The organism is Prolixibacter denitrificans (assembly GCF_003014495.1).
Lineage (GTDB): Bacteria > Bacteroidota > Bacteroidia > Bacteroidales > Prolixibacteraceae > Prolixibacter > Prolixibacter denitrificans.
In genome coordinates, this window is record NZ_PYGC01000004.1 from 300,650 (window position 1) to 321,519 (window position 20,870).

At 43.9% G+C, this 20,870-nt stretch carries 23 protein-coding genes; 13 read left to right on the forward strand and 10 right to left on the reverse strand.

Annotation, left to right across the window (positions count from 1 at the left end; all coding sequences use genetic code 11):
- The first annotated feature begins 217 nt into the window (after positions 1–217).
- The 3 genes from CLV93_RS10320 (at position 218) to CLV93_RS10330 (ending at position 2,426) form a co-directional block, all read left to right on the forward strand.
- Positions 218–1,288 carry a winged helix DNA-binding domain-containing protein gene (locus CLV93_RS10320; RefSeq protein ID WP_106542116.1) on the forward strand — a complete coding sequence of 357 codons (1,071 nt, stop codon included), beginning with the start codon at positions 218–220 and terminating at the stop codon, positions 1,286–1,288.
- Between the two features lie 141 nt (positions 1,289–1,429).
- On the forward strand, positions 1,430–2,005 hold the full coding sequence (locus tag CLV93_RS10325) for a DJ-1/PfpI family protein (protein WP_106542117.1): 576 nt from the start codon (positions 1,430–1,432) through the stop codon (positions 2,003–2,005).
- 130 nt (positions 2,006–2,135) lie between these two features.
- Positions 2,136–2,426 (forward strand): YciI family protein, encoded by a 291-nt coding sequence (locus tag CLV93_RS10330; protein WP_106542118.1) that lies wholly within the window; start codon positions 2,136–2,138, stop codon positions 2,424–2,426.
- 102 nt (positions 2,427–2,528) lie between these two features.
- Here CLV93_RS10330 and CLV93_RS10335 read toward each other — a convergent pair whose 3' ends face one another.
- Both CLV93_RS10335 and CLV93_RS10340 read right to left on the reverse strand, forming a co-directional pair.
- On the reverse strand, positions 2,529–3,467 hold the full coding sequence (locus tag CLV93_RS10335) for an alpha/beta hydrolase (protein ID WP_106542119.1): 939 nt from the start codon (positions 3,465–3,467) through the stop codon (positions 2,529–2,531).
- Between the two features lie 5 nt (positions 3,468–3,472).
- The gene (locus CLV93_RS10340; protein ID WP_106542120.1) at positions 3,473–5,296 is read right to left on the reverse strand and encodes an alpha-amylase family glycosyl hydrolase; all 1,824 of its coding nucleotides are present in this window, start codon (positions 5,294–5,296) and stop codon (positions 3,473–3,475) included.
- A 250-nt stretch (positions 5,297–5,546) separates the two neighbouring features.
- Here CLV93_RS10340 and CLV93_RS10345 point away from each other — a divergent pair, with 250 nt between their 5' ends.
- Positions 5,547–6,626 carry a sensor histidine kinase gene (locus tag CLV93_RS10345; RefSeq protein ID WP_106542121.1) on the forward strand — a complete coding sequence of 360 codons (1,080 nt, stop codon included), beginning with the start codon at positions 5,547–5,549 and terminating at the stop codon, positions 6,624–6,626.
- Between the two features lie 11 nt (positions 6,627–6,637).
- On the forward strand, positions 6,638–7,363 hold the full coding sequence (locus CLV93_RS10350; protein WP_106542122.1) for a LytR/AlgR family response regulator transcription factor: 726 nt from the start codon (positions 6,638–6,640) through the stop codon (positions 7,361–7,363).
- A 42-nt stretch (positions 7,364–7,405) separates the two neighbouring features.
- On the opposite strand, the gene CLV93_RS20250 is transcribed toward CLV93_RS10350, so the two are convergent.
- Complete coding sequence (locus CLV93_RS20250) at positions 7,406–7,735, reverse strand: hypothetical protein (protein ID WP_153637037.1); 330 nt, start codon at positions 7,733–7,735, stop codon at positions 7,406–7,408.
- A gap of 258 nt (positions 7,736–7,993) precedes the next feature.
- Between CLV93_RS20250 and mnmH the strand changes: the two genes are divergently transcribed.
- Together mnmH and selD are read left to right on the forward strand one after the other, a co-directional pair.
- Positions 7,994–9,019, forward strand: coding sequence for a tRNA 2-selenouridine(34) synthase MnmH (gene mnmH / locus CLV93_RS10360; RefSeq protein WP_106542123.1), 1,026 nt, complete (start codon positions 7,994–7,996; stop codon positions 9,017–9,019).
- Positions 9,020–9,026: 7 nt separating this feature from the next.
- Positions 9,027–10,088 (forward strand): selenide, water dikinase SelD, encoded by a 1,062-nt coding sequence (gene selD, locus CLV93_RS10365; protein WP_106542124.1) that lies wholly within the window; start codon positions 9,027–9,029, stop codon positions 10,086–10,088.
- 25 nt (positions 10,089–10,113) lie between these two features.
- Here the strand turns inward: selD and CLV93_RS10370 are convergent, their stop codons facing one another.
- Complete coding sequence (locus tag CLV93_RS10370; RefSeq protein WP_106542125.1) at positions 10,114–11,052, reverse strand: cation diffusion facilitator family transporter; 939 nt, start codon at positions 11,050–11,052, stop codon at positions 10,114–10,116.
- A 336-nt stretch (positions 11,053–11,388) separates the two neighbouring features.
- Between CLV93_RS10370 and CLV93_RS10375 the strand changes: the two genes are divergently transcribed.
- From CLV93_RS10375 to CLV93_RS10390, 4 genes are all read left to right on the forward strand, one after another.
- Positions 11,389–12,090, forward strand: a complete 702-nt coding sequence (locus tag CLV93_RS10375; RefSeq protein WP_106542126.1) for a hypothetical protein — start codon at positions 11,389–11,391, stop codon at positions 12,088–12,090.
- Positions 12,091–12,102: 12 nt separating this feature from the next.
- Complete coding sequence (locus CLV93_RS10380) at positions 12,103–12,582, forward strand: DUF456 domain-containing protein (RefSeq protein WP_106542127.1); 480 nt, start codon at positions 12,103–12,105, stop codon at positions 12,580–12,582.
- A 127-nt stretch (positions 12,583–12,709) separates the two neighbouring features.
- Positions 12,710–13,363 carry a CPBP family glutamic-type intramembrane protease gene (locus CLV93_RS10385; protein WP_106542128.1) on the forward strand — a complete coding sequence of 218 codons (654 nt, stop codon included), beginning with the start codon at positions 12,710–12,712 and terminating at the stop codon, positions 13,361–13,363.
- A 116-nt stretch (positions 13,364–13,479) separates the two neighbouring features.
- Positions 13,480–13,917, forward strand: a complete 438-nt coding sequence (locus tag CLV93_RS10390; RefSeq protein WP_170108917.1) for a phosphate-starvation-inducible PsiE family protein — start codon at positions 13,480–13,482, stop codon at positions 13,915–13,917.
- A gap of 152 nt (positions 13,918–14,069) precedes the next feature.
- On the opposite strand, the gene CLV93_RS10395 is transcribed toward CLV93_RS10390, so the two are convergent.
- The 4 genes from CLV93_RS10395 to CLV93_RS10410 all read right to left on the reverse strand — a co-directional run bounded on the left by CLV93_RS10395 (position 14,070) and on the right by CLV93_RS10410 (position 16,754).
- Positions 14,070–14,564, reverse strand: coding sequence for a TIGR00725 family protein (locus CLV93_RS10395; protein ID WP_146142003.1), 495 nt, complete (start codon positions 14,562–14,564; stop codon positions 14,070–14,072).
- A gap of 34 nt (positions 14,565–14,598) precedes the next feature.
- On the reverse strand, positions 14,599–15,255 hold the full coding sequence (locus CLV93_RS10400; protein ID WP_106542131.1) for a tetratricopeptide repeat protein: 657 nt from the start codon (positions 15,253–15,255) through the stop codon (positions 14,599–14,601).
- 54 nt (positions 15,256–15,309) lie between these two features.
- The gene (locus CLV93_RS10405; protein WP_106542132.1) at positions 15,310–15,732 is read right to left on the reverse strand and encodes a hypothetical protein; all 423 of its coding nucleotides are present in this window, start codon (positions 15,730–15,732) and stop codon (positions 15,310–15,312) included.
- A 98-nt stretch (positions 15,733–15,830) separates the two neighbouring features.
- Complete coding sequence (locus CLV93_RS10410) at positions 15,831–16,754, reverse strand: glutaminase (RefSeq protein ID WP_246187230.1); 924 nt, start codon at positions 16,752–16,754, stop codon at positions 15,831–15,833.
- A gap of 194 nt (positions 16,755–16,948) precedes the next feature.
- Here CLV93_RS10410 and CLV93_RS10415 point away from each other — a divergent pair, with 194 nt between their 5' ends.
- Entirely contained in the window at positions 16,949–17,524 is a 576-nt protein-coding gene (locus tag CLV93_RS10415) for an HDIG domain-containing metalloprotein (protein ID WP_106542133.1), read from the forward strand.
- 65 nt (positions 17,525–17,589) lie between these two features.
- Positions 17,590–18,891, forward strand: a complete 1,302-nt coding sequence (locus CLV93_RS10420; RefSeq protein WP_170108918.1) for an alpha-L-fucosidase — start codon at positions 17,590–17,592, stop codon at positions 18,889–18,891.
- 77 nt (positions 18,892–18,968) lie between these two features.
- On the opposite strand, the gene CLV93_RS10425 is transcribed toward CLV93_RS10420, so the two are convergent.
- Both CLV93_RS10425 and CLV93_RS10430 read right to left on the reverse strand, forming a co-directional pair.
- Positions 18,969–19,451, reverse strand: coding sequence for a thioredoxin family protein (locus CLV93_RS10425; protein WP_106542134.1), 483 nt, complete (start codon positions 19,449–19,451; stop codon positions 18,969–18,971).
- 262 nt (positions 19,452–19,713) lie between these two features.
- Positions 19,714–20,868: an efflux RND transporter periplasmic adaptor subunit gene (locus CLV93_RS10430; protein ID WP_106542135.1), complete on the reverse strand. Its 1,155-nt coding sequence runs from the start codon at positions 20,866–20,868 to the stop codon at positions 19,714–19,716.
- Positions 20,869–20,870 lie beyond the last annotated feature (2 nt).

Genomic DNA, 20,870 nt, shown 5'->3' on the forward strand with positions numbered 1-20,870 from the left:
CGGCAAATAACTTCGTTTCTGACAACAGAAGATAACAAAACAACTTCAAAAAATAAGCCGTCACCCGAAAGACAATTCGTACCAGGTGACGGCATTTTTTTTGCGCTAAACCTGACTGTTCCCGGTTCGCCAAATTACAAAGCCCACTTATTTCCGATAAAAGCGAACTTTCCGTAAATTCCTTCGTAATATTTTTCACGATTGGAAACGTTGTTCAATGGAAAAACATGAGATTGCTGCGGCCCGACTAAAAAATCAACAAATCACTTCTCCAACTGAAACATCTCCCTCTGAGATAGTGAAATGGCTTGGAGCCATCCAGGCACAGGATCTGCCCATGGCATTATGGGCAATCGGGCTAAGAACATTTGATTCAACTCATGAGTCAGTGCGAGAAGCATTCAATAAAGGAGAAATAATCCGCACTCACCTGATGCGCCCAACCTGGCATTGCGTTTCAGCTGACGATATTTACTGGATGCTTGAGTTGACCGGTCCTCAAATAAAAACAGCACTCAATGGACGCCACAAATCTTTAGGCATAACCCATGGGATGCTGAAGAAAGCGAAAAACATCTTCATCAAACACCTGGAGAAAAACGGCTCGTCGCCCCGCACCGAACTGGTGTCTCTACTGGAGAAGGCAGGCATTCCGAACGAAGATAACCGAGCAGCACACCTCCTGATCCATGCTGAGCTGGATGCAATTATCTGCAGCGGTCCCCTGAAAGGTAACAAGCAAACCTATTCTTTGCTGGAAGAAAGGGTTCCCAATAAAAAGAGACTTTCGTACGAAGAAGCTTTATCAGAACTCGCCATTAGATATTTTACCAGCCACGGCCCGGCAACGTTGCATGATTTCGTTTGGTGGTCAGGATTGAAAAAAAAACAGGCAAGTCTCGCACTTGAATTGACTAAAAGCCAATTACATTCAGCAACAATCCATTCGAAGGATTACTGGTTTTCCCAAAATCAGACGTTTTCCCAACCAGACAACGAATCTGTTTTTCTCCTTCCTGCATTCGATGAATTCATTATCAGCTATCGCGACCGAAGTGCCGTCATCCCTTCAGAACATTATAAAAAGGCCATTTCCCGAAACGGCTTATTCTGGCCTGTGATTGTAGTAAACGGACAAGTTGAAGGTTTATGGAAAAGGACGATTAAGAGAAACAGCATCGACATCGCAACCGATTTCTTTCAGCCAGTCAACCAATTTGTTATGTCACAAACAGAGAAACAGAAACTAGCTTTAGCTGATTTTATCGGAAAAGAAATGAACAGCTAAACGATTTTTTTACACTACCCATCTTAAAATTCAAGAAGCTGAAAAACTTTATTTATAAAGGAGTTGTTTTTTCATCAGGAGACCTGCCTACCCCCACGCTGACCGAAAATTAACATTCAGTACTAATTAAAATTCAACGAGATGAAGAAAATTCTTTTTTTAACCGGTGATTTCGCAGAGGATTACGAAACCATGGTCCCTTTCCAAATGCTAGTCATGGTAGGATATGAAGTTCACGCTGTTTGCCCCGGCAAGAAAAAGGGCGAAACGGTTAAAACAGCCATCCACGATTTCGAAGGCGACCAAACCTATTCAGAGAAACCCGGACACAATTTCGCCCTGAATTACAGTTTCAAAGATGTTAAGGCTGAACAGTACGATGGATTGGTAATTGCCGGAGGAAGAGCCCCGGAATACCTGCGCTTGAATAAAGATCTGCTGGAAGTTGTGAAGCATTTCTTTACCACTGACAAACCCGTAGCTGCCATCTGCCACGGAGCTCAGATTTTAACAGCTGCCAATGTTGTAAAAGGAAGAAAGCTGACTTGCTATCCGGCCGTTGGCCCCGAAGTGAATCTGGCAGGAGGAGAATACCAGGACATCCCGGTAACCGATGCTTACGTCGATGGTAATCTGGTCACATCGCCGGCATGGCCCGGTCACCCGGCATTCATCCGCGAGTTTTTGAAAGTAATGGGCGCGAAGATTGAAATCTAAACCGCTCAACATAATAAATTTGAGAGGAGACCGGTGAGATTAGGTGGTTCTTGCCGGTCTTGTCATTCCCCGGAAATAAATCAATGCCGGACATTGCCTATCTTTGAGCCGGTAATTAAAATAGAATGTTATGTTTGTTGCAGTCTTAACATACAAAGTGGCAATTGAAGGGGTGGAAAAACACCTCAACGAACATGTTGAATTTCTGAAAGAACAATACGAGGCAGGAAATTTCATTGCTTCCGGAAGAAAGGTACCACGTACCGGCGGAGTGATCCTCTCAAACATGAAAAGCAAGAAAGAACTTGAAGAAGTACTAGCAAAGGACCCGTTCAAAATCAATGATGTGGCTGACTACGAAATCGTCGAATTTGTCCCTACCATGACAAGTAAAGAACTCGAATTCCTGAAACAGCGATAAAATGAATAAAAAAGACCAGAGTTGTTTGATCCGGATTAACATCCGGCCCAAACAACTCTGAAGTCTATCTTTGGAAAAAAATATTATTCAGTCAAGCCATTTCTACCTTCCCAATAAAAATGTAACCGGAACATCCAGTCGTTTGTGCCAGGAACGTTCCGAATGATCTGCACCATCAAATTTCAACGTCTCCCAATTCGATTTGGAATATCCCCGCTCCCGCATGACACTATCCACTTTCTGTTGAAGAGGTCCATACATCGCATCGAGGGTTTCAGTACCATAATCGAAATAAATACGATGTGAATCCGGCGATGGCAGATGCTGTCTCATGTAGTCAACAAACGCATCGGGAATGGGATTATCTTTCAACGAAAATGTTCCAGGCCAATGTGTCGACATACAAGCTGCCCCACCAAACACATCCGGGTACTCACAAATTGCATACATCGAAATAAGCCCTCCCATGCTAGATCCCATCACGAAAGTATGTTGTGGATCGGTATAAGTAGAATACGTACCGTCGATGTACGGTTTCAGCTCCTTAACCAGAAATTTCAGGTAGTTATCTGACTGTAATCCGATCGGGAATAAGGGTATGTTTTTTGCCTGCCACACTTTATGAAGCAATGAATCCTGGAAAGAAACCGGTAAAGACTCAAAAGGTTTCTGCGGAAAATAATCACCGTGACGGTCCTGTCCTGTATTCCAAATACCCACCACGATGCATGGTTCTATCTTTTTCTCACTCATCAGCTTGCTCACAACCTCGTCAACGCACCACGCTTGTTTATTCCAGGTCGTTGTCGAATCGAACAGCATCTGACCATCGTGCATATATAGCACGGCGTACTTTTGATGCTTGTTGTATCCTTTCGGAAGCCAAATATCGACATTGCGGGCTGCAATATACTTTGATGGAAACTTTGCGACCCGTTCCACTTGTCCACTGCAAACTTTGGGCATCGGATCTGAAGTGCCTTTGGCTTTACAGCCGACTATTAGGAACACAAAAAGTAAAACAACAATGTTATTTTTCATCTCATTTACAACTTAATAATGTACGGAGTTAATGCAGGAATATTCAACGAAGACTCAAAATCAATTTTGTTTCCTGTTAAGATGTTCGTTCCCGTCCGCACTCCTTTCAGAACTTCATCAAACCGCGTTACGTCCAGTGACTGAGCTTCCGTATTGTTGTTTAGAACGACCATCACCTTTTCATTTCCGGCAATTCGGAAATAAACGTATACATTATTCTCCGGAACAAAATGCACCAGCTTTCCCAATGCGATGGCTTTGCTGTTTCTCCGCCAGTTCAGTAACCGCGTTGAAAAGTCCAGCGCATTCTGCTGTTCAGGTGACAAGTTCATATCTTTAAAAACATTCACAGTATCGCTGGCCCATCCTCCGGGCATATCTTCTCTGATAACTCCGTCGGGTTTCAATCCCTTCATCAAAATCTCGGTACCGTAATACCACTGCAGGATGCCGCGTGTGGTCGCCATAAAACTCAGCGCCAGTTTTAACCGGTTGTAATCACCATTCAAGTCTCCTAAAATCCGGTCAACATCATGGTTATCCGGAAAAATCATGTTCAATTCGGGGTGGCCGTATAAATAATCCTTCGTCAACGTATTAAAAACCTCACTTACATTGCCTCCTTTTTTAAAAGCACGAAGGGTAGCATAGTAAATAGGAAAGTCGATGATACTTTCCAAATGCGACTGATACCCATCCGGATTCGTTCCTTTTCTGTTCCAGTAAATTTCGTGCGAAACATCCGTCGCCCAAACCTCTCCAACAACAAACATTCCGTGATATTCTTGGTCAATACGTTGTTTCCATTGGGCAGAAAATGTTTTGGAAAAATAAGGATAAGTATCGATTCGCAGACCATCCAAATTGGCGTATTCCACCCACCAAATCGAATTCTGAATCATGTATTTTGCCAGAATTGGATCGTCCATATTCAAATCAGGCATATTGGTGTCAAAGTAACCACGAACCTGCCTTTTCATATCCGATTTAGAGGCGTAAGGATCGGAAATTGTAGCATTGCTGAAAATGCATCGTCCGATGCTGTCCATACTGTTAATCCAGTTTGGAGAAGGCATATCTTTCATCCAGTAATGTGCCGAACCACAGTGATTAAACACCTGATCCATGATGACTTTCAATCCCTTCTGATGAGCTGCGTTGACAAACGCTTTGTAATCGTCATTAGAGCCATAACGTTTATCCGTCTGGTAAAAATTCGAAATGGCATAACCATGGTACGTATAAGCCGCCTGGTTGTTCTCCAACAAAGGCATAGGCCAAATGGCTGTCATCCCCAATTTCTTGATGTAATCGAGATGTTCAGTCATTCCTTTCAAGTCGCCACCATGACGGCCGTAATTGATCGAACGATTGGCTTTTTCGGCATATCCGGCCATCGTATCATTCGTTGTATCGCCATTCGCGAACCTATCGGGTGTGAGCAGGTAAATGGCATCATTTTCCCGAAAGGGAGTCTTAACGTCAGCATGCTCACGACGTTTTTTCAGTTCATACGTTCGTTCAATATTCCCGCTTTTTGTTCGAAACACAATGGGAAACTTACCAGGCTCAGCCGCCTTTGATACCTTCAGGTTGATAACCAGGTAATCTTTGTTCGGCATCGGTTTTACAGTAACCAGCTCAACTCCGGGCTTATTGATAGTGACCGACGCTGAAGCGATATCTTTTCCGTAAACCAGTAATTGCAGTGTCGGATCATGCATGCCTGTCCACCAGAAAGGCGGCTCAATTTTATCGACTCGTGCCTGTTGGGCAAAAAGGACAAACGAAGAAAATAAGAAAACGAAAAACAGTGCTGTTCTTTTCATTGGTTTAAAATTTGGAATTCGTTATTCATTTTTATTGAATTCAATCCTGCTACTGATCTGCAGTTCTCAAATACGAATAAACGACAACCAAAGAACAAAATGAACTCATTTTCACAGACAACCATCCTCACAACCTGAACGACAATCAGGCCTAAAAACCGGTTATTTATGCAATATTCCTGTTGTTCGTGAAAAACAGAAAGACACACTGACCTTTTTGCCTAATTTTATCATTCTGAAAACTGAGTCAATGAAATTTTACTCAATTACTCAAAATATTGCCCGAAGAACCGGAATTCCCCGATGGGGACTGCATGTCATTTACTGGGTGCTGTGGGTTTGTTTCTGGGGTGTTATGTGGGGCACCTTCGACAACAATTACGAAAAGACTTTCTATATCCAGCTGCTGGAACTTCCCTACAAACTTATCTTCGTTTACAGCATTCTCTATTATTTCATGCCCGTTTTCCTGGAACGTCAGCGCTACGTGCTTTTCATTTTTTATTACCTGCTGATTTTGGCCTTCTTAAGCATCCTGGTAAAATTCACCTGGTACTTCTTCATCGAATCCATTTATTTCCCGGACCGCCCACACAGCTTAATCCGGTTGACCGATCAGTTGAACATCATTCTGACCCTCAACACGGCAATGGTGATTCCCTTTGGAATAAAATTGACTGAATACTGGCTGTTTCAGCAACAGAAAAGCAATCAACTGGAAAAAGAAAAGCTCCAGGCAGAGTTGAAATTTCTGAGGACACAGGTCAATCCTCATTTCCTGTTCAATTCCTTAAACAGTATTTATGCGCTTTCGCTGATGAAATCAGAACTGACTTCAGATACGATTGCCCGGCTATCGGAAATTATGCGTTACCTAATTTATGAAGCAGACGCCCCGAAAGTGAGCATTGACAACGAAGTGGAATTCATCAAAAGTTATATCGAGTTTGAAAAAATCAGGTTAAACGAAGAAGTTGATATTTCCTTCTCCCTGGTAAACCATCGCAATGGCACAATTCCTCCTCTCCTCTTTATCCCACTCATCGAAAATGCCTTCAAACATTTAAAAGCTTTTGGAGCAGAGAAACCCTGGATTGTTGTCCAAATGGAGTTAAGCAACGAACGAATGAAGCTTCTGGTCGAAAACAGTTCGGGGGATACTTCTAGACAAAAAAGAAATGGTGGTATCGGTATCAGTAACCTGAAGAAAAGACTGGAATTGCTTTACCCAAATCACTATGAACTTTCGCTAAAGAATGAAGATGAAGTTCACTATGCTACGCTAACCATTTTTGATAAAGCGCTTTCTCATCCCCAAACGAAAATGTAAATTACCATTGAATGAAGATCAAATGCCTCATAGTAGATGACGAACCACTGGCCCGAACGGTGCTCCGTGATCACATCGGGAAAATTGATTCTCTCGAACTCGTTGGTGAGTGCAGAAATGCGCTGGAAGCTAATACCGAAATACTGAAGGGAGGAATCGATCTGGTCTTTCTCGACATCAATATGCCTCTCATGTCAGGGATTGAATTGGCCAAACAAATCAAGGAAATGCCAGCGCTGATTTTTACGACGGCTTATTCAGAACATGCATTGGAAGGTTTTGAGCTGGATGCCGTCGATTACCTCGTTAAACCCATTACCTTCAATCGTTTTGTTCGTGCAGTCAATAAAGCTACCAAATGGCTTTCCAAGAATGATAATAGTTTGAAGGAGATGGAAGAGATAAGAGAATCTGCCGTACAAGCAGACGAGAGCTTTGCCTATTTCAAAGTCGAAAACAAAATGGTTCGTCTTATGCTGTCCGACATCGTCGCGGCCGAAAGCCAGGGGCACTATGTGAAGATCTACACAGCAAAAGAGAATCACCTGGTTTATCAAAGCATCAGTCAACTGGAAGATCGTTTACCTTCCGGTATTTTCGTTCGCTGCCATCGCTCCTTCATCATTAACATTCGGCACATCAGGGCAATGACCTATCATCATATCGAAACAGATATCTTGAAAGTTCCTATCGGAAGAAGCTACAAAGCTTCAATTCATCACATTATCGAGAAATAGGAAGTATACACTACCTTGATGTTTACAAATCAACGTTCTACCTTAGTTTAATAATAGACTTTTACACGAACTTCTGGTCATGAAAACCATGCGAAATCTGCTCATTTCACTAATGATATTCCTGGGCATTGGTGCCGTCGCCGGTGGTTTAGGACTGATTATTTCACCATCGGGTGAAGCTCTTGGAATGTCGGTTTCTCTCATAGAAAATTCACCTTTTAACAGCTTTTTAATCCCCTGAATCATACTATTTACCGTACTTGGAATCTTTCCACTTTTGCTCGCCTTTGCTTTGGCTAAAAAACCTAAATCGCCCCTGGCCTCTAAAATCAATTTCTTCACCGACATGCACTGGACATGGTCATTCTGCATTTATATCGGCTTTACACTCATCATATGGATACAGGTCGAAATGGTCATCATGCAGTCTGTTCATTGGTTACACACTTTTTATATGCTTTATGCTGTCATCATTTTGTTTGTCGCTCTTCTACCACCTGTTAGAAGCAACTATAAACTTTAGCAAACAAAAATCATCGTCTTCCCTTTTAACACATTTTGGTTTCTCTTCATACATCATCCCCTTGTTTTCCACTCCGAAAAGCATAATTTTGTGCCAAATTTCACTCGATGCAAATACTGTCTCCCAACGAATTTCTTAGCAAAGCAGAAAATACTCCGGTAGTTGATGTTCGCTCTCCAGCCGAATACACCGAAGGCCATATTCCGGAGGCGGTAAACATTGCTCTCTTTTCAAATGAAGAGCGGGCAGAAATCGGGACGATATACAAGCAACAAGGGAGAACGGAAGCCATCGAGCGCGGTTTGGACATTATCGGTCCGAAGATGTCCCGATTTGTGAAGGAGGCGCAAGCGTTGGCGGGAAATGGAGAATTATTGGTTCATTGCTGGCGCGGCGGCATGCGTTCGGAAAGTATGGCCTGGCTGTTTGAGCGTGTCGGCATCCGGTGCTTCACGCTTAAAGGAGGCTACAAGGCCTACCGCAATTTACTGCTGGAAGAATTCGCCTCAATTCCAAACTTAATTGTGTTGGAAGGCTTTACCGGTAGTGGAAAAACAGAAATTATACAGGAACTGGCCCGCCAGGGAGAGCAGATTCTTGATCTGGAAGGCTTGGCGAATCATCGGGGTTCAGTGTTTGGTGGTGTTGGGCAAGGTGACCAGCCTACTACTCAGCAATTCCAGAATATCCTTTTGGCAGCTTTACGAAAACTCGACAAGGAAAAACGCATTTGGGTCGAAGGGGAAAGCAAAAGCATTGGTCATGTTTTCTTGCCTGATCCTTTCTGGAAAGCCATGAACCAGGCCCGAATCATCGAAATAGAGGTTCCTGTTGAACAGCGCGTTAAACGAGTTGTCAAAGACTACGGACAATTGGAAAGGTCCAGAATGACAGACGCCATTATGTCGTTGCACAAACGCCTTGGAGAACAGCGAACCAACCTGATTCTTGATTTATACCAAAACAATGAGTTGGAACAGGTTGCAGAATTACTGCTGAGTTATTACGATAAAGCCTACCGATACAGTCGTGATAAATACAAAAAGAGCTACGCAAGCATCGATTTGAGCGGAAAGGATATTCGTGAAGATGCAGTGAAGCTGGTTAAGAAAGCAAACGAATTAAAATTATAGAAGGAAAATGGAAAAAGGTTCAGATAACAAAATACCTGTTGAACCCCTTAGGCTCACTCAATATTCGCATGGAGCGGGATGTGGTTGCAAGATTTCGCCAAAGGTTCTTCGGAACATTTTAGCTGAAACAAAAACGGAAGTTGACGATCCCAATCTTTTGGTTGGCAACGGAACGCTTGATGATGCGGCGGTGTATGCCATCGATGATGAAAAAGTGCTCATATCTACCACCGATTTCTTTACGCCTATTGTTGACGATCCTTATGATTTTGGCGGCATTGCATCGGTGAATGCTATCAGCGACATTTATGCTATGGGTGGCAAACCATTGATGGCTATTGCCATTTTGGTTTGGCCGGTAGATAAGCTTCCTGCCGAAACAGCAGGCAAAGTTCTCGAAGGAGCCAAACGAGCCTGTGCACAAGCTGGTATCGCCATTGCAGGCGGGCACAGCATCGACGGCCCGGAGCCTGTCTTTGGATTGGCCGTAACCGGAATCGCTTCGCGTGATCACGTTAAAAAGAACAGTTCAGCGAAAGCCGGATGTGAACTGTACCTTACCAAGCCATTGGGTGTTGGCATTTTAACGACCGCACAAAAACAAGGCCTTCTGAAAGAAGAAGATTTGAATGTCGCCCGCAATTCCATGATTACGCTGAACAAAATTGGTCAGGAACTGGGAGAATTAGAGGGAGTTTCGGCCATTACCGACGTAACCGGATTTGGATTGCTGGGACACCTCTCTGAAATTTGTGAAGGAAGTAATCTGAGTGCCACTGTAGAATTGGCTAAAGTTCCGGTGCTGAACAATCTTGATTTCTATATCGAACACAAAACCTTCCCGGGAGGAACATTCCGGAATTTCGATAGCTACGGACACAAAATTTCGCCCCTCACGGAAGAACAAAAAGTAGTGTTGTGCGATCCTCAAACCAGCGGAGGACTTTTAGTAGCGGTTGATCCGGCCCACCGGGATAAATTCCACGAAGTGACCGCACGATATGGAATGCAGCTGGAATCATTCGGAGTTTTAACCGAACCGAAGGAATTTGTTGTGGAGGTAAAATAAGCCGGCGAAACAGTCACAACCAGAACTAGCAACAGCCATTTCCATCTGCCAATACGCCCGGATGGTGATGGCTGTTGTATTCAAACTGCAATGTGACATGCTCAATGCCATATTCATGATGCAGCAGTTCTTCGATTGTATGTCGTACTTCAATGGTTTGGCTGGTTGGAAGATCATTTTGCAGATTGACATGCGCTTCAAAATACAGACTGCCTTCGGATAACGCCCATGAATGAAGATGATGCACGTTATTTATTTCCGGCAACGTTTCCAGTTTCTGCTTTGCTTCCACCAAATCAACTTCCGAAGGCGTAAACTGCATCAGCACGGAGGTCGACTCTTTCAGCAGACCAATTGTATGATACAGAATGTACAGGCTGATAATCACCGTAACCAACGGGTCAATCCAGTAAATCTGCCAAACCTCAATCACAATGGCACCAATAATAACAGCCAGCGAGGTAAGCGCATCGCCTAACAAATGCAAATAAGCAGCCCGAACGTTGATATTATTTCCCTTGTCTTTTTGCAGAAGAAGCACCGAAATGGTATTCGCTACCAATCCAATAATTCCGAGCCACAACATAATGCCACCATCCACAGGAGTCGTGTCAGCAAAACGCTGAGCTGCTTCCACTATCAGGTAAACCGAAATGGCAATCAAGGCGACCGAATTGATGAACGCTGCCAAAATCTCGCTTCGGCGAAAGCCAAACGTCTGACGGGGAGTACCCGGCTTTTTTCCAAGTCGGTAAGCAATCCATGCAAGCAACACAGCCACACCATCACTCAAATTGTGTAATGCGTCCGAAATCAGCGCCAAACTGTTCGAAAGAATTCCTCCCACAATTTGGGCAGCTGTTATGAGGAAATTCAAAATAATCGTTAAAAAAAGCTTCTTTCCGGTCATATTATCAACCGAAGCATGCTCATGGTGATGATGGCTATGATGATGTGAACTCATATGAATGCAAATTTAAAAAACCCCGGTTCCATCGAACCGGGGTTGTAACCCTTAAAACACCAACGCAAAGGAAATCAATCAAGAATTAAACCAACTAACCTAACTTAACTAAACAAACCATAGAAAAAACTACTGTACTCATTCTCTGTAACGTAACGGGGGTGAAAATGTTTATAGATTAGCATGAAATTTGCACCTGGGACCTAAAAATTTTTCCATGGCGAAAACTTCAACGAAAGTGAAAAACCGAGCTTGGGAAAACTTCAAAAGAACCATGCATAATCCTTCGATTTTTTCTATTTTCAGACAATTAAAACAAACTCAAACCTGAAATCCATGAAACAATTAAAACGACTGATTATTGCACTCCTTGTTATATTACCACTGATTGGCAAATCACAAAACGTAGTATTGAAAACTATCGACGATGTACGTTTTTCAAAAATGATACACGGAGAACGTTTCGGTCTTCAGAATCTTTCATTGAAAGACATTCAGGGCTCTCCCTTTCTAAACGACCAGTTTGTAAAGGGGACTGTCGTCACAACCAAAGGAGACAAATACGTTGACGTACCGATGCGATATGACCAATACCAGGATGAACTCCAGTTTGAGAAGAACGGAAAGCCAATGACATTTTCTCCAAAGAGTATCGTAAAAAGAGCCGAATTTGGTGACAGAACATTCACATATACCAGTTACCAGTTCACTGGTAATAAAACAAAAGAGGGATACTTCGAGATTTTGGCCGACGGCAATGTCAGACTCCTGGCACAGCACACCATCAAGTTCTTCGACAAAGAAAAAGAGAAACCCTACGTTGATCCAAAACCAGCCCGTTTTGACTGGCCTATGGAGGATTTTTATATCCAGGTAGGCGCTTTTCCGGCTCAACATGTCACCAAGAAAAAGAATTTGCTGGGAGCTTTCCCGAAACACAAGAAAGAAGTTGCAGAATATTACAAATCCAACAAACTGTCGCCCAAAGACAAAGAGGATTTGATAAAGCTGGTTAATTATTACAATTCCCTGAACTAATACGCCCGATTAATGGACTATGTTCTTATCACTATCAGTGCCATCCTGATGTTGGTTGGCCTGATAGGTTGCATTCTGCCTGCATTACCCGGTCCCACCCTTTCCTATCTGGGCCTGGTTGTCCTCAGTTTTTCCGACAGGGTAACCTTTTCCACCCGGTTTTTCATCATCTGGGGAATTGTTGCCCTGGTGGTTACCATTCTCGACTATGTGATTCCTATCTGGGGAACCAAACGATTCGGCGGCAGTAAATACGGGGTCTGGGGCAGCATCATCGGACTGTTGGGTGGACTATTTTTCCCACCAATCGGATTCATTCTCGGTCCATTTGCCGGAGCCATCGTCGGCGAAATGTACGCAGGAAAGCGCTCCAAAGAAATGTTTCGGGCAGGATTTGGTTCGTTCATCGGATTCCTGGTGGCCACTTTCATCAAAATTCTGATTTCAGGCACGATGTTTTTCCTATTTTTTAAAGGACTTTTCTGGTCTTGAACAATTTTGACAGGCAAAAAAACGAACGTCCAAATCCGGAAATTTCAGTTTATTTTGAACTATATCTCTCATTGTAACGTATATATAATAGTACCCCCTTCAAAAATCCACGTTACAATATTCACTTATGAGAGGATTCATTTCATTTTACCGCAAGCGCATTCTCAGGATAACAGAGTTCCTGGTAATTTTTTTGATTGTTCCGATTTTGTTGTTTACAAAGGTCATCGACGTCTCCTTCTTCCCCATACTTCTTCTCGGAGCAATTATTTTTCTGATTCAACTCATCCGCGATCCCTCTTTCCGTCTTAAGCGACTATGGAACTGGGGAAAAGCCAGAAAATCTATCGGACGCATATTTCTCTACTTTGTTCCGGTGGCATTACTCATGACGTTGGTCGTCTATTTCTGGGAGCCGGATCACCTGTTTTACCTACCGAGAAATCACCCGTGGCTCTGGTTGGGGCTACTCGTGTCCTACCCGCTTTTCTCTGTCATTCCGCAAAATATTGCTTTCCGCGCTTTCTTTGTTCACCGCTACCGGAAACTGTTTCAAAGCAACAGCACCATTATTCTGGCCAGTGCCGCCATGTTTGCCTTTGGCCACATCATCTTCCACAACTGGTTGGCCGTTATTCTCACGTTTATCGGCGGCATTCTCTTCACCAAACGCTATATCGAAACCAAATCATTGGTTGCCAGCGTTATTGAGCATTCGCTTTACGGCGTATGGCTCTTCACTTGTGGATTGGGCATGTTTTTTACCGAACAGGTTGTATAAACCTATATTTAGGGAGAAAAAGCTCAGTTTAAAAACATTATCTTTACCGATGTAGTTACCAATTATCCAAAATTGTTGTGTGAACGATGTCTACCCCATCTGAAAACAAACTGAATATGAATCAACTGATTGAAAAATTTGAACGATTCGTCATCTGGGCGATGCTTCTTCTTCTCGGAATCGTCGTCATCGTTTCGGTATTCGAGTTCGCGGTCCTGATTTTCAAAGTAATTTTTATCGAACCACATGAGAATGCTATCGCTTTCGACATCAACCATCTCGATTCAGTTTTTGGCTTATTTTTCAGCATCCTGATTGGACTGGAATTATTTGAAACAGTTAAGGTTTACTTAAAAGACAATATTTTCCACGCCGAGATTATCTTGCTGGTAGCTATCATCGCGGTTGCCCGGAAAGTCGTGTTGCTCGATTATTCAGATACAGAAGGCCTGACCATGCTGGGAATTGGTTTTATAATACTGTCACTGGCGACAGGCTATTATTTGTTGAAAAAAGGGAACAGAGTAAAAAGCGGGAATAAGCTGATTAAGTAGTGGGGCTGTAGGTGTGCACAGCCCCATATACTTGGTTAGGTCCGGAATGGATTTTTTCACCTAATCTTTTACCCAAATGGGAACATGAGATTAGGTCGCCCATATTTATTTATCCGGCTCCGAAGATAGAATAATTTTTAATTGGAACAATATTAAATATGAGCATTTTGGTTATACTTATGCCTGATAATAGTTACAATATCTTCAGGCGTGCTGGCTGCAACCACTTCTCCTAAACGACTAAAAAACTGCACATCCAGCTCATCCATACAAGCGAGAATAACGGGCTTTTTCATTTTGATAGCCATGCTGACTTCCGACGCCGTTCCGGGGCCTAGTCCGATAGCAACAACCATTTCCGACGAAAGCACGTTAACAGCATTCCTTGCGTGACCGATACCGGTAAAAACAGGAATCTCAACATATTCCGACATCCCCTTTTTATCACTTCCCGGAAGGATACCAATGGTCAGTCCTCCTGCATTGGCGGCGCCTTTCATAGCTGCTTCCATGACTCCTTCCGCCCGGCCACCGGACAATACAACAAAACCGGCTTTGGCCAAAGCAGCACCAGTTGATTCTGCGAAAGCACAGACTTCTTCTCCGGCCGATTCGCCGGGCCCCATAATTCCGATAATAGTTTTCACTGAATATTCTTTAATACCAGGCAGCACGAGAAAATCAGACGTCCAACAAAGTCACATAATCCTTCAAAACCTGACTACCGGGTTCTTTTATTCTTTTTCCGAAATCTTCGAGCCAGGAAACCATGTCTCTCTCAGCCGCTAGTGATTGCAATACAGGAAGAGCTTCCCGCATCATTAACGAAAGTCCGGGCATTCCCTTCGAAGCCAGGTAATCCTCTTCTGATTTATACAATGCACAATACATCGCTTTCAGTTCGTTAATTCGACCAAAAGCTTCACGCATAAAACCTGAATCACGCAATACGCGGAAATACTGGTACAACATCTGTGGCTGCGAAATGGCGTATTGGTAAGAATGTTTCGTCGACGCCCCGTTAATCATATTAAAGGCCGCTTCTGCTTCCAATACGTGTTTGGATTTGGCATAGGCCATGGCCAGGTTGAACCAGTCGTGACGGGCATTGGCCAGCTTACAGGCTTTCTGAAAATAATTGATCGCCTGATCAAACCGCTTCAGTTTATACATCGCCATTCCGGCAACCTGTAAAGCTTCCAGTCGAACTTCCTTGTTGGTCGATTTGAGCAACAGGCGAACTTTACTGAAAGCCTCCTCGCGTTTGCCATCGTGATACAACTGCCAGGCTTCCCTGAGTTTTCGTTCGCGGTAATTCTTTCTGATATTTAGTGACATAGGAATCTCTTTTATAAAACTACAAACTGATCTGCTGAGGTGATTTACATCGTTCTAGGCATGACTCGAGATATACTTATCCAGCACTTCCAGTTTCATATTACGCTCCATATTGAACGTTCCCTGATCTTCTTCCAGCACCTCCCAGGTAATCTTCACTTTTCGGAAACAATTGGAAGCAACGTCCGGTTTTCCCAAATCATCATAAATCCAGCCAAGCTGATATAACATCTCCGACAGGATTTCCATTCCGGCGATACCAGGCTTCCACAGCTCCTGAAGATTCTTTCGAAAATCATCATCCGAAAAAGAGAGATAGTAATCCGGATCGTTATCCAGCATGCCTTTCAACGAATCGGTCGCGTAATCCAGTGCTCTTTCTGATTCGCCTTTTTCGCGAAATCCCAGCAAAGCAGCAATTACCCGCCCCAGTTCTTCGAACTGGCGCACCAGAAAGTCTTTACGTTGGATGCCCATAGAGATGATATTTTATAACGAAAATAACGAATTTTCGCTACAGCGGACCACCAACCAGACTCGTCTTCTTGAATAAAAACTAAAATGAGAAACAGGAATCAGAAAACTGAGATTCCCAACTTGGTAGTAAAACGTTCCAACGCTTCCATCGCCAGCACCGAATTTCCCGATACATCCAGTTCGGGACTCCAAACGGCAACACTCAGCAACCCGGGAATGATGCCGACAATTCCTCCGCCTACGCCACTTTTACCAGGAAGACCTACACGAAATGCAAACTCTCCGGCCTCGTCGTACAAACCGCAGGTGAGCATTAAGGATGCCAAACGTTTGGAGCGACTTTCGTTCAATATTTGTTCGCCCGAGTGAGGAACAATACCATGATTGGCCAAAAACAACAAGCTGCGCGAAAGGTCACGACAACTCATCGACAGTGCGCACTGGTGAAAATAAACATCCAGCAGTTGATCCACCTCGTGGTGAATATTCCCGAAGCTTTTCATGTAGTAGGCCAACGCCCGGTTCCGGTCACCGTGAATCCGCTCCGACTCGGCCACTTCGGCATCGTAATCGATCGTTTCATTCAGCGTTAACATGCGCACAAACCCGAGCAGCGACTGGCGTGGATTGGGCAGAAAATCCATCAGCATATCTGACACGACATGTGCCCCTGCATTGATGAACGGATTACGGGGATAACCGCCGGTAGTTTCCAGCTGGGTAAGCGAGTTAAACGGTGTCCCGGAAGGCTCACGTCCCACCCGTTTCCATACCTCATCGCCTTTTTCGCGGAAAGCCATGACCAGCGTAAATACCTTGGAAATACTCTGAATGGAAAACGGCACATCTGCATCACCGACTACATATTCCTGGCCGTTCAACAACGAAACCGACATGCCAAACTGCCGGGCAGGAACTTTAGCCAATGCCGGAATATAATCGGCTACGTTGCCCTTGCCATAAAACGGTTCTACTTCTTGGGCAATTTCGTTCAATATAGCCTGTAAATCGATGTGCATCATAATATGCTAAATTAGCTGATTCACCATTCCCGTAAAGGATTTTCGTCTGTTTCTAAACAGCCTCTTTACAGGTAAAAAGCTGACATTCTCCCACCTTTTTTCTAATGAAAAATCACTAATCGTAAAAACTGTATCGAATCTTGGGTGAACGATAATCTCTTGTTAAATTTAGAGCTGATCAAAAACAAAAGCAGATGTCGAAAATACCTACACGCGATGAAGCACTGGAGTTGCTGAAGCAATACAACGATTCGGACAGCCTCGTCCGGCATGGAATGGCGGTAGAAGCCGTGATGAAACATTTTGCCGAAAAGATGGGTGAAGACCAGGAAAAATGGGGCATCATTGGCTTAGTCCACGATTTGGACTACGAAAAGTATCCGGAGCAACATTGCACCATGACCCGCCAAATACTGGAAGAACATGAATGGCCGGAAGATTACATTCGAGCCATCATGAGCCATGCCTGGGGAATGTGCACCGATGATAAACCGGAACTCCCAATGGAAAAAGTGCTGTACGCCACCGATGAACTGACTGGTCTGATTACCGCAGCAGTTTACGTTCGCCCATCACGCAGCATCCTCGATTTGACCGTCAAATCGGTGAAGAAAAAGTGGAAAACCAAATCGTTTGCTGCCGGTGCCAATCGTGAAGTCATCATGCAGGGAGCCGAAATGCTGGGCATTCCGCTGGAAGAACTGATGGCCGAAACCATTGCCGGAATGCAAAAAGAAGCCGAATCGCTCGGACTTCGCGGAGAGCTGTGATATTCTCACAGCATTTCCGGAAAGTTTCGACTAACTTAGTCTCATCATAACTAAACCAATACACCATGCATTTCAGAAAAATGGCAGGCGTTGTTCTGTTCTCATTGTTTTCGTCATTCGTTATGGCACAAAAAGACTATCAACCCACGCCCGGCAACCTGGAAGCCCGTCAATGGTTTCAGGATGCCAAATTCGGAATGTTCATCCATTGGGGCGTTTATTCCGTATTGGGTGACGGCGAATGGGTGATGAACAACCAGCACATCGATAAGAAGACGTACGAAAAGCTTCCGGCTTTTTTCAATCCCATCGCCTTCGATGCTGCCGAATGGGTAAGAACAGCCAAAGAAGCCGGGATGAAGTACATCACTATCACGTCCAAGCACCACGACGGATTCTGCATGTGGAACACGAAGCTGACCGATTGGAACATCGTTGACCGAACACCATACGGAAAAGATGTACTAAAGCAACTGGCAGATGAATGCCACAAACAGGGCATTAAACTTTTCTTCTACTATTCCCAGCTCGACTGGTACCAAAACAACTATTATCCGAGGGGTAATACCGGTCACTATTCCGGTCGGCCGGAAAAAGGCGATTGGTATGCTTACCTCGATTACATGGATGGTCAGTTGACCGAATTGCTGACCAATTACGGTGACATTGCCGGTATTTGGTTCGATGGATGGTGGGATAAAAAGGATGCTGACTGGCGGCTAAATAAAACGTACAGCCTCATTCACAAGCTACAACCGTCATGTCTCATTGGAAGCAATCACCACCAGGCGCCCAAACCGGGAGAAGATTTTCAGATGTTCGAAAAAGATTTACCCGGTCACAACACAACTGGTTTTAGCGGCGAATCGGAAGTTGGACAATTACCATTGGAGACTTGCGAGACGATGAATCATTCCTGGGGATTCAACCTGCAGGACAAGAATTATAAATCAACGAAAGATCTCGTTCATTACCTGGTAAAAGCTGCCGGATACAATTCCAACTTCCTGTTAAATGTCGGCCCGATGCCTAACGGGAAAATACAGCCGGAATTTGTAAAAACACTTGGTGAAATCGGGAAATGGATGGACCGCTACGGTAAAACGATATACGGAACCCGGGGAGGCCCTGTTTCGCCTCATAACTGGGGCGTAACTACCGTGAAAGGCAACAAGGTTTTTGTACACGTTCTCGATTTGCAGGATACCAACCTCTTGCTCCCGGATTTTGGTAAGAAGGTGAAAAAAGCCTATTTCTTCGATGACAACACGCCGGTAAACTTTCAGCAGAACAAATTCGGAACAACCCTCAACATTCCACAAGACAAAAGAAAACCTTACGACACTATTCTCGTCATGGAAATCTGAAAAAGGTCATAGATGAAACAAGAAGAGGCTTTCCGCATTTGGAAAGCCTCTTTCTATTATCTCTATATGCTATTTTGTTACTCAGCTGGTTTGTTTCCCAATAAAATCTGGTTGATCAATTTCTCGAACATAGCCTTAGTTTCCTCTTTGCTGCGTGCAATTCCACTGGTCATGGTCGGTTTACCATCCATCGGAACCCACAAAAATGCGGGAATACCACGGATACCAAATACAGCAGCCAACTCCTGTTCTACCTGAGTGTCGACTTTGTAAAACTGTACTTTACCGGCATATTTTTTTGCCAGTTCATCCAGAATCGGAGAAGCTTGCTTACACGGTCCACACCAATCGGCGTAAAAATCGATGATGCAAGGTTTGCTTCCTTCGTATTTCCATTCATTCGGATTTTTCTCATAATTCATCACCTTCTGCAGGAACATGGCTTTTGTCAGCTTAACCGGCTGAACATCTGCGTCTCCCTTCCCATTACCGGGTACTGCTGCCATCACTCCCTGAGCCACAAAGGCAACCAACGCAACGATCACAAAAATTTTCTTCATAATACTTCGAACTTAATATCTTATTACCTTCTGATCCAGAAACGTCTCAATCGCTTCCAATATTGTTTTATATATCTACATTAATACATTTATCATGCCAAATATGTTCACATCCTAAATGCCTCAATGCGCTCTAAATCATTCCAAAATAACAAAATAATACCCGAGAAATCAACTCTCCCGGGCATTTTTAATGCTACTGACAATTATTTTTTTTAACAAAAATTCTTAGGGACATTAAAAACAGAAGCTTTTCAGCTTTTTATTCCTGCATTTTTAAGACTTCTGAATAGAGATAATACCCACCGTCGAAAACAACATGCGCATTAGCAGGTAACTGATCGAGGCCTGCAACCTCAACAAAACCATTGTTACGATACCCCGGTTCAACCTGAATGTGCCGGAAAGTAACACTCCCAGACTTTTCCGGATCATCTTCAGTATAAAACAGGATGGAATTGTTGCTTTCGTCATAAATCAAAGCAGCCTCCGGAACACATTTCGCCATATGAGCGTCCACCCGAATCATCGCAGCGACAAACATGCCCGGCAAAAGTTTATCCGGCAGCTCGACGGGTTTCAGTACCACATTGACAACCTTGGCTGTTTGTTCCACCATCCCGCCAATTGCCGTCACTTTTGCAGGATAAGGCTTGTCACCCAGATTGGATGGAATGAACATGACATTCTGTCCCACCGAGATTTGGGGAATATCCTTCTCCAAAACCGAAATATTCAACACTAACCTGCTTAAATCCAGCACTTCGAAAAGCATCTGGTCGGGAGAAAGAATCTGGCCGACCGAAAAATTAATCTTGTTGATCATTCCATCAAGTGGACTGATAACAGGAATTTCACTTTGGATGCCGTCTCTCGTCAATTTCTCTGGTTCAATGTGTAGCAGACGTAAACGCTCATACAGCGATTGGGCGGTTGCCTTTTCCGACAGATAAGCAGCTTTCGCCTGTTCCAACTGCTTCCGCGAAGAAATATTATCGACCTCCAGCTGTTGCAAACGCTGATATTCTTTCTCCAGCATCTCCAGGGCGTAAACACTTTTCAGGTAATTCTCCTGCATCGTGATCAACTCCGGGCCGGTCAGCATCGCCAACACCTGTCCACGCTTAACTTTCTGTCCCATTTTTACATGAATGCGTTTCACGATGCCCGATGAAAAGGAATTGATTCGTGCCTGTCCATCAGGAGGCAAAGCCACCATTCCTCTGGCCGGAATCACGTCCGACATATTTTTCTCCATCGGCTGACCGAACGTTATATTGGTATGTGCAATCTGCTCACGACTCAGTTGCAACTGTCCGGAAGCTGCGGCTTCCTCGTTGTTACCGTTTTTATTTCGGCCACAGGCGGTAAGAATCAGCACGACTGTGGCAAGGATGATAAAAAGTTGATTTCTCATGG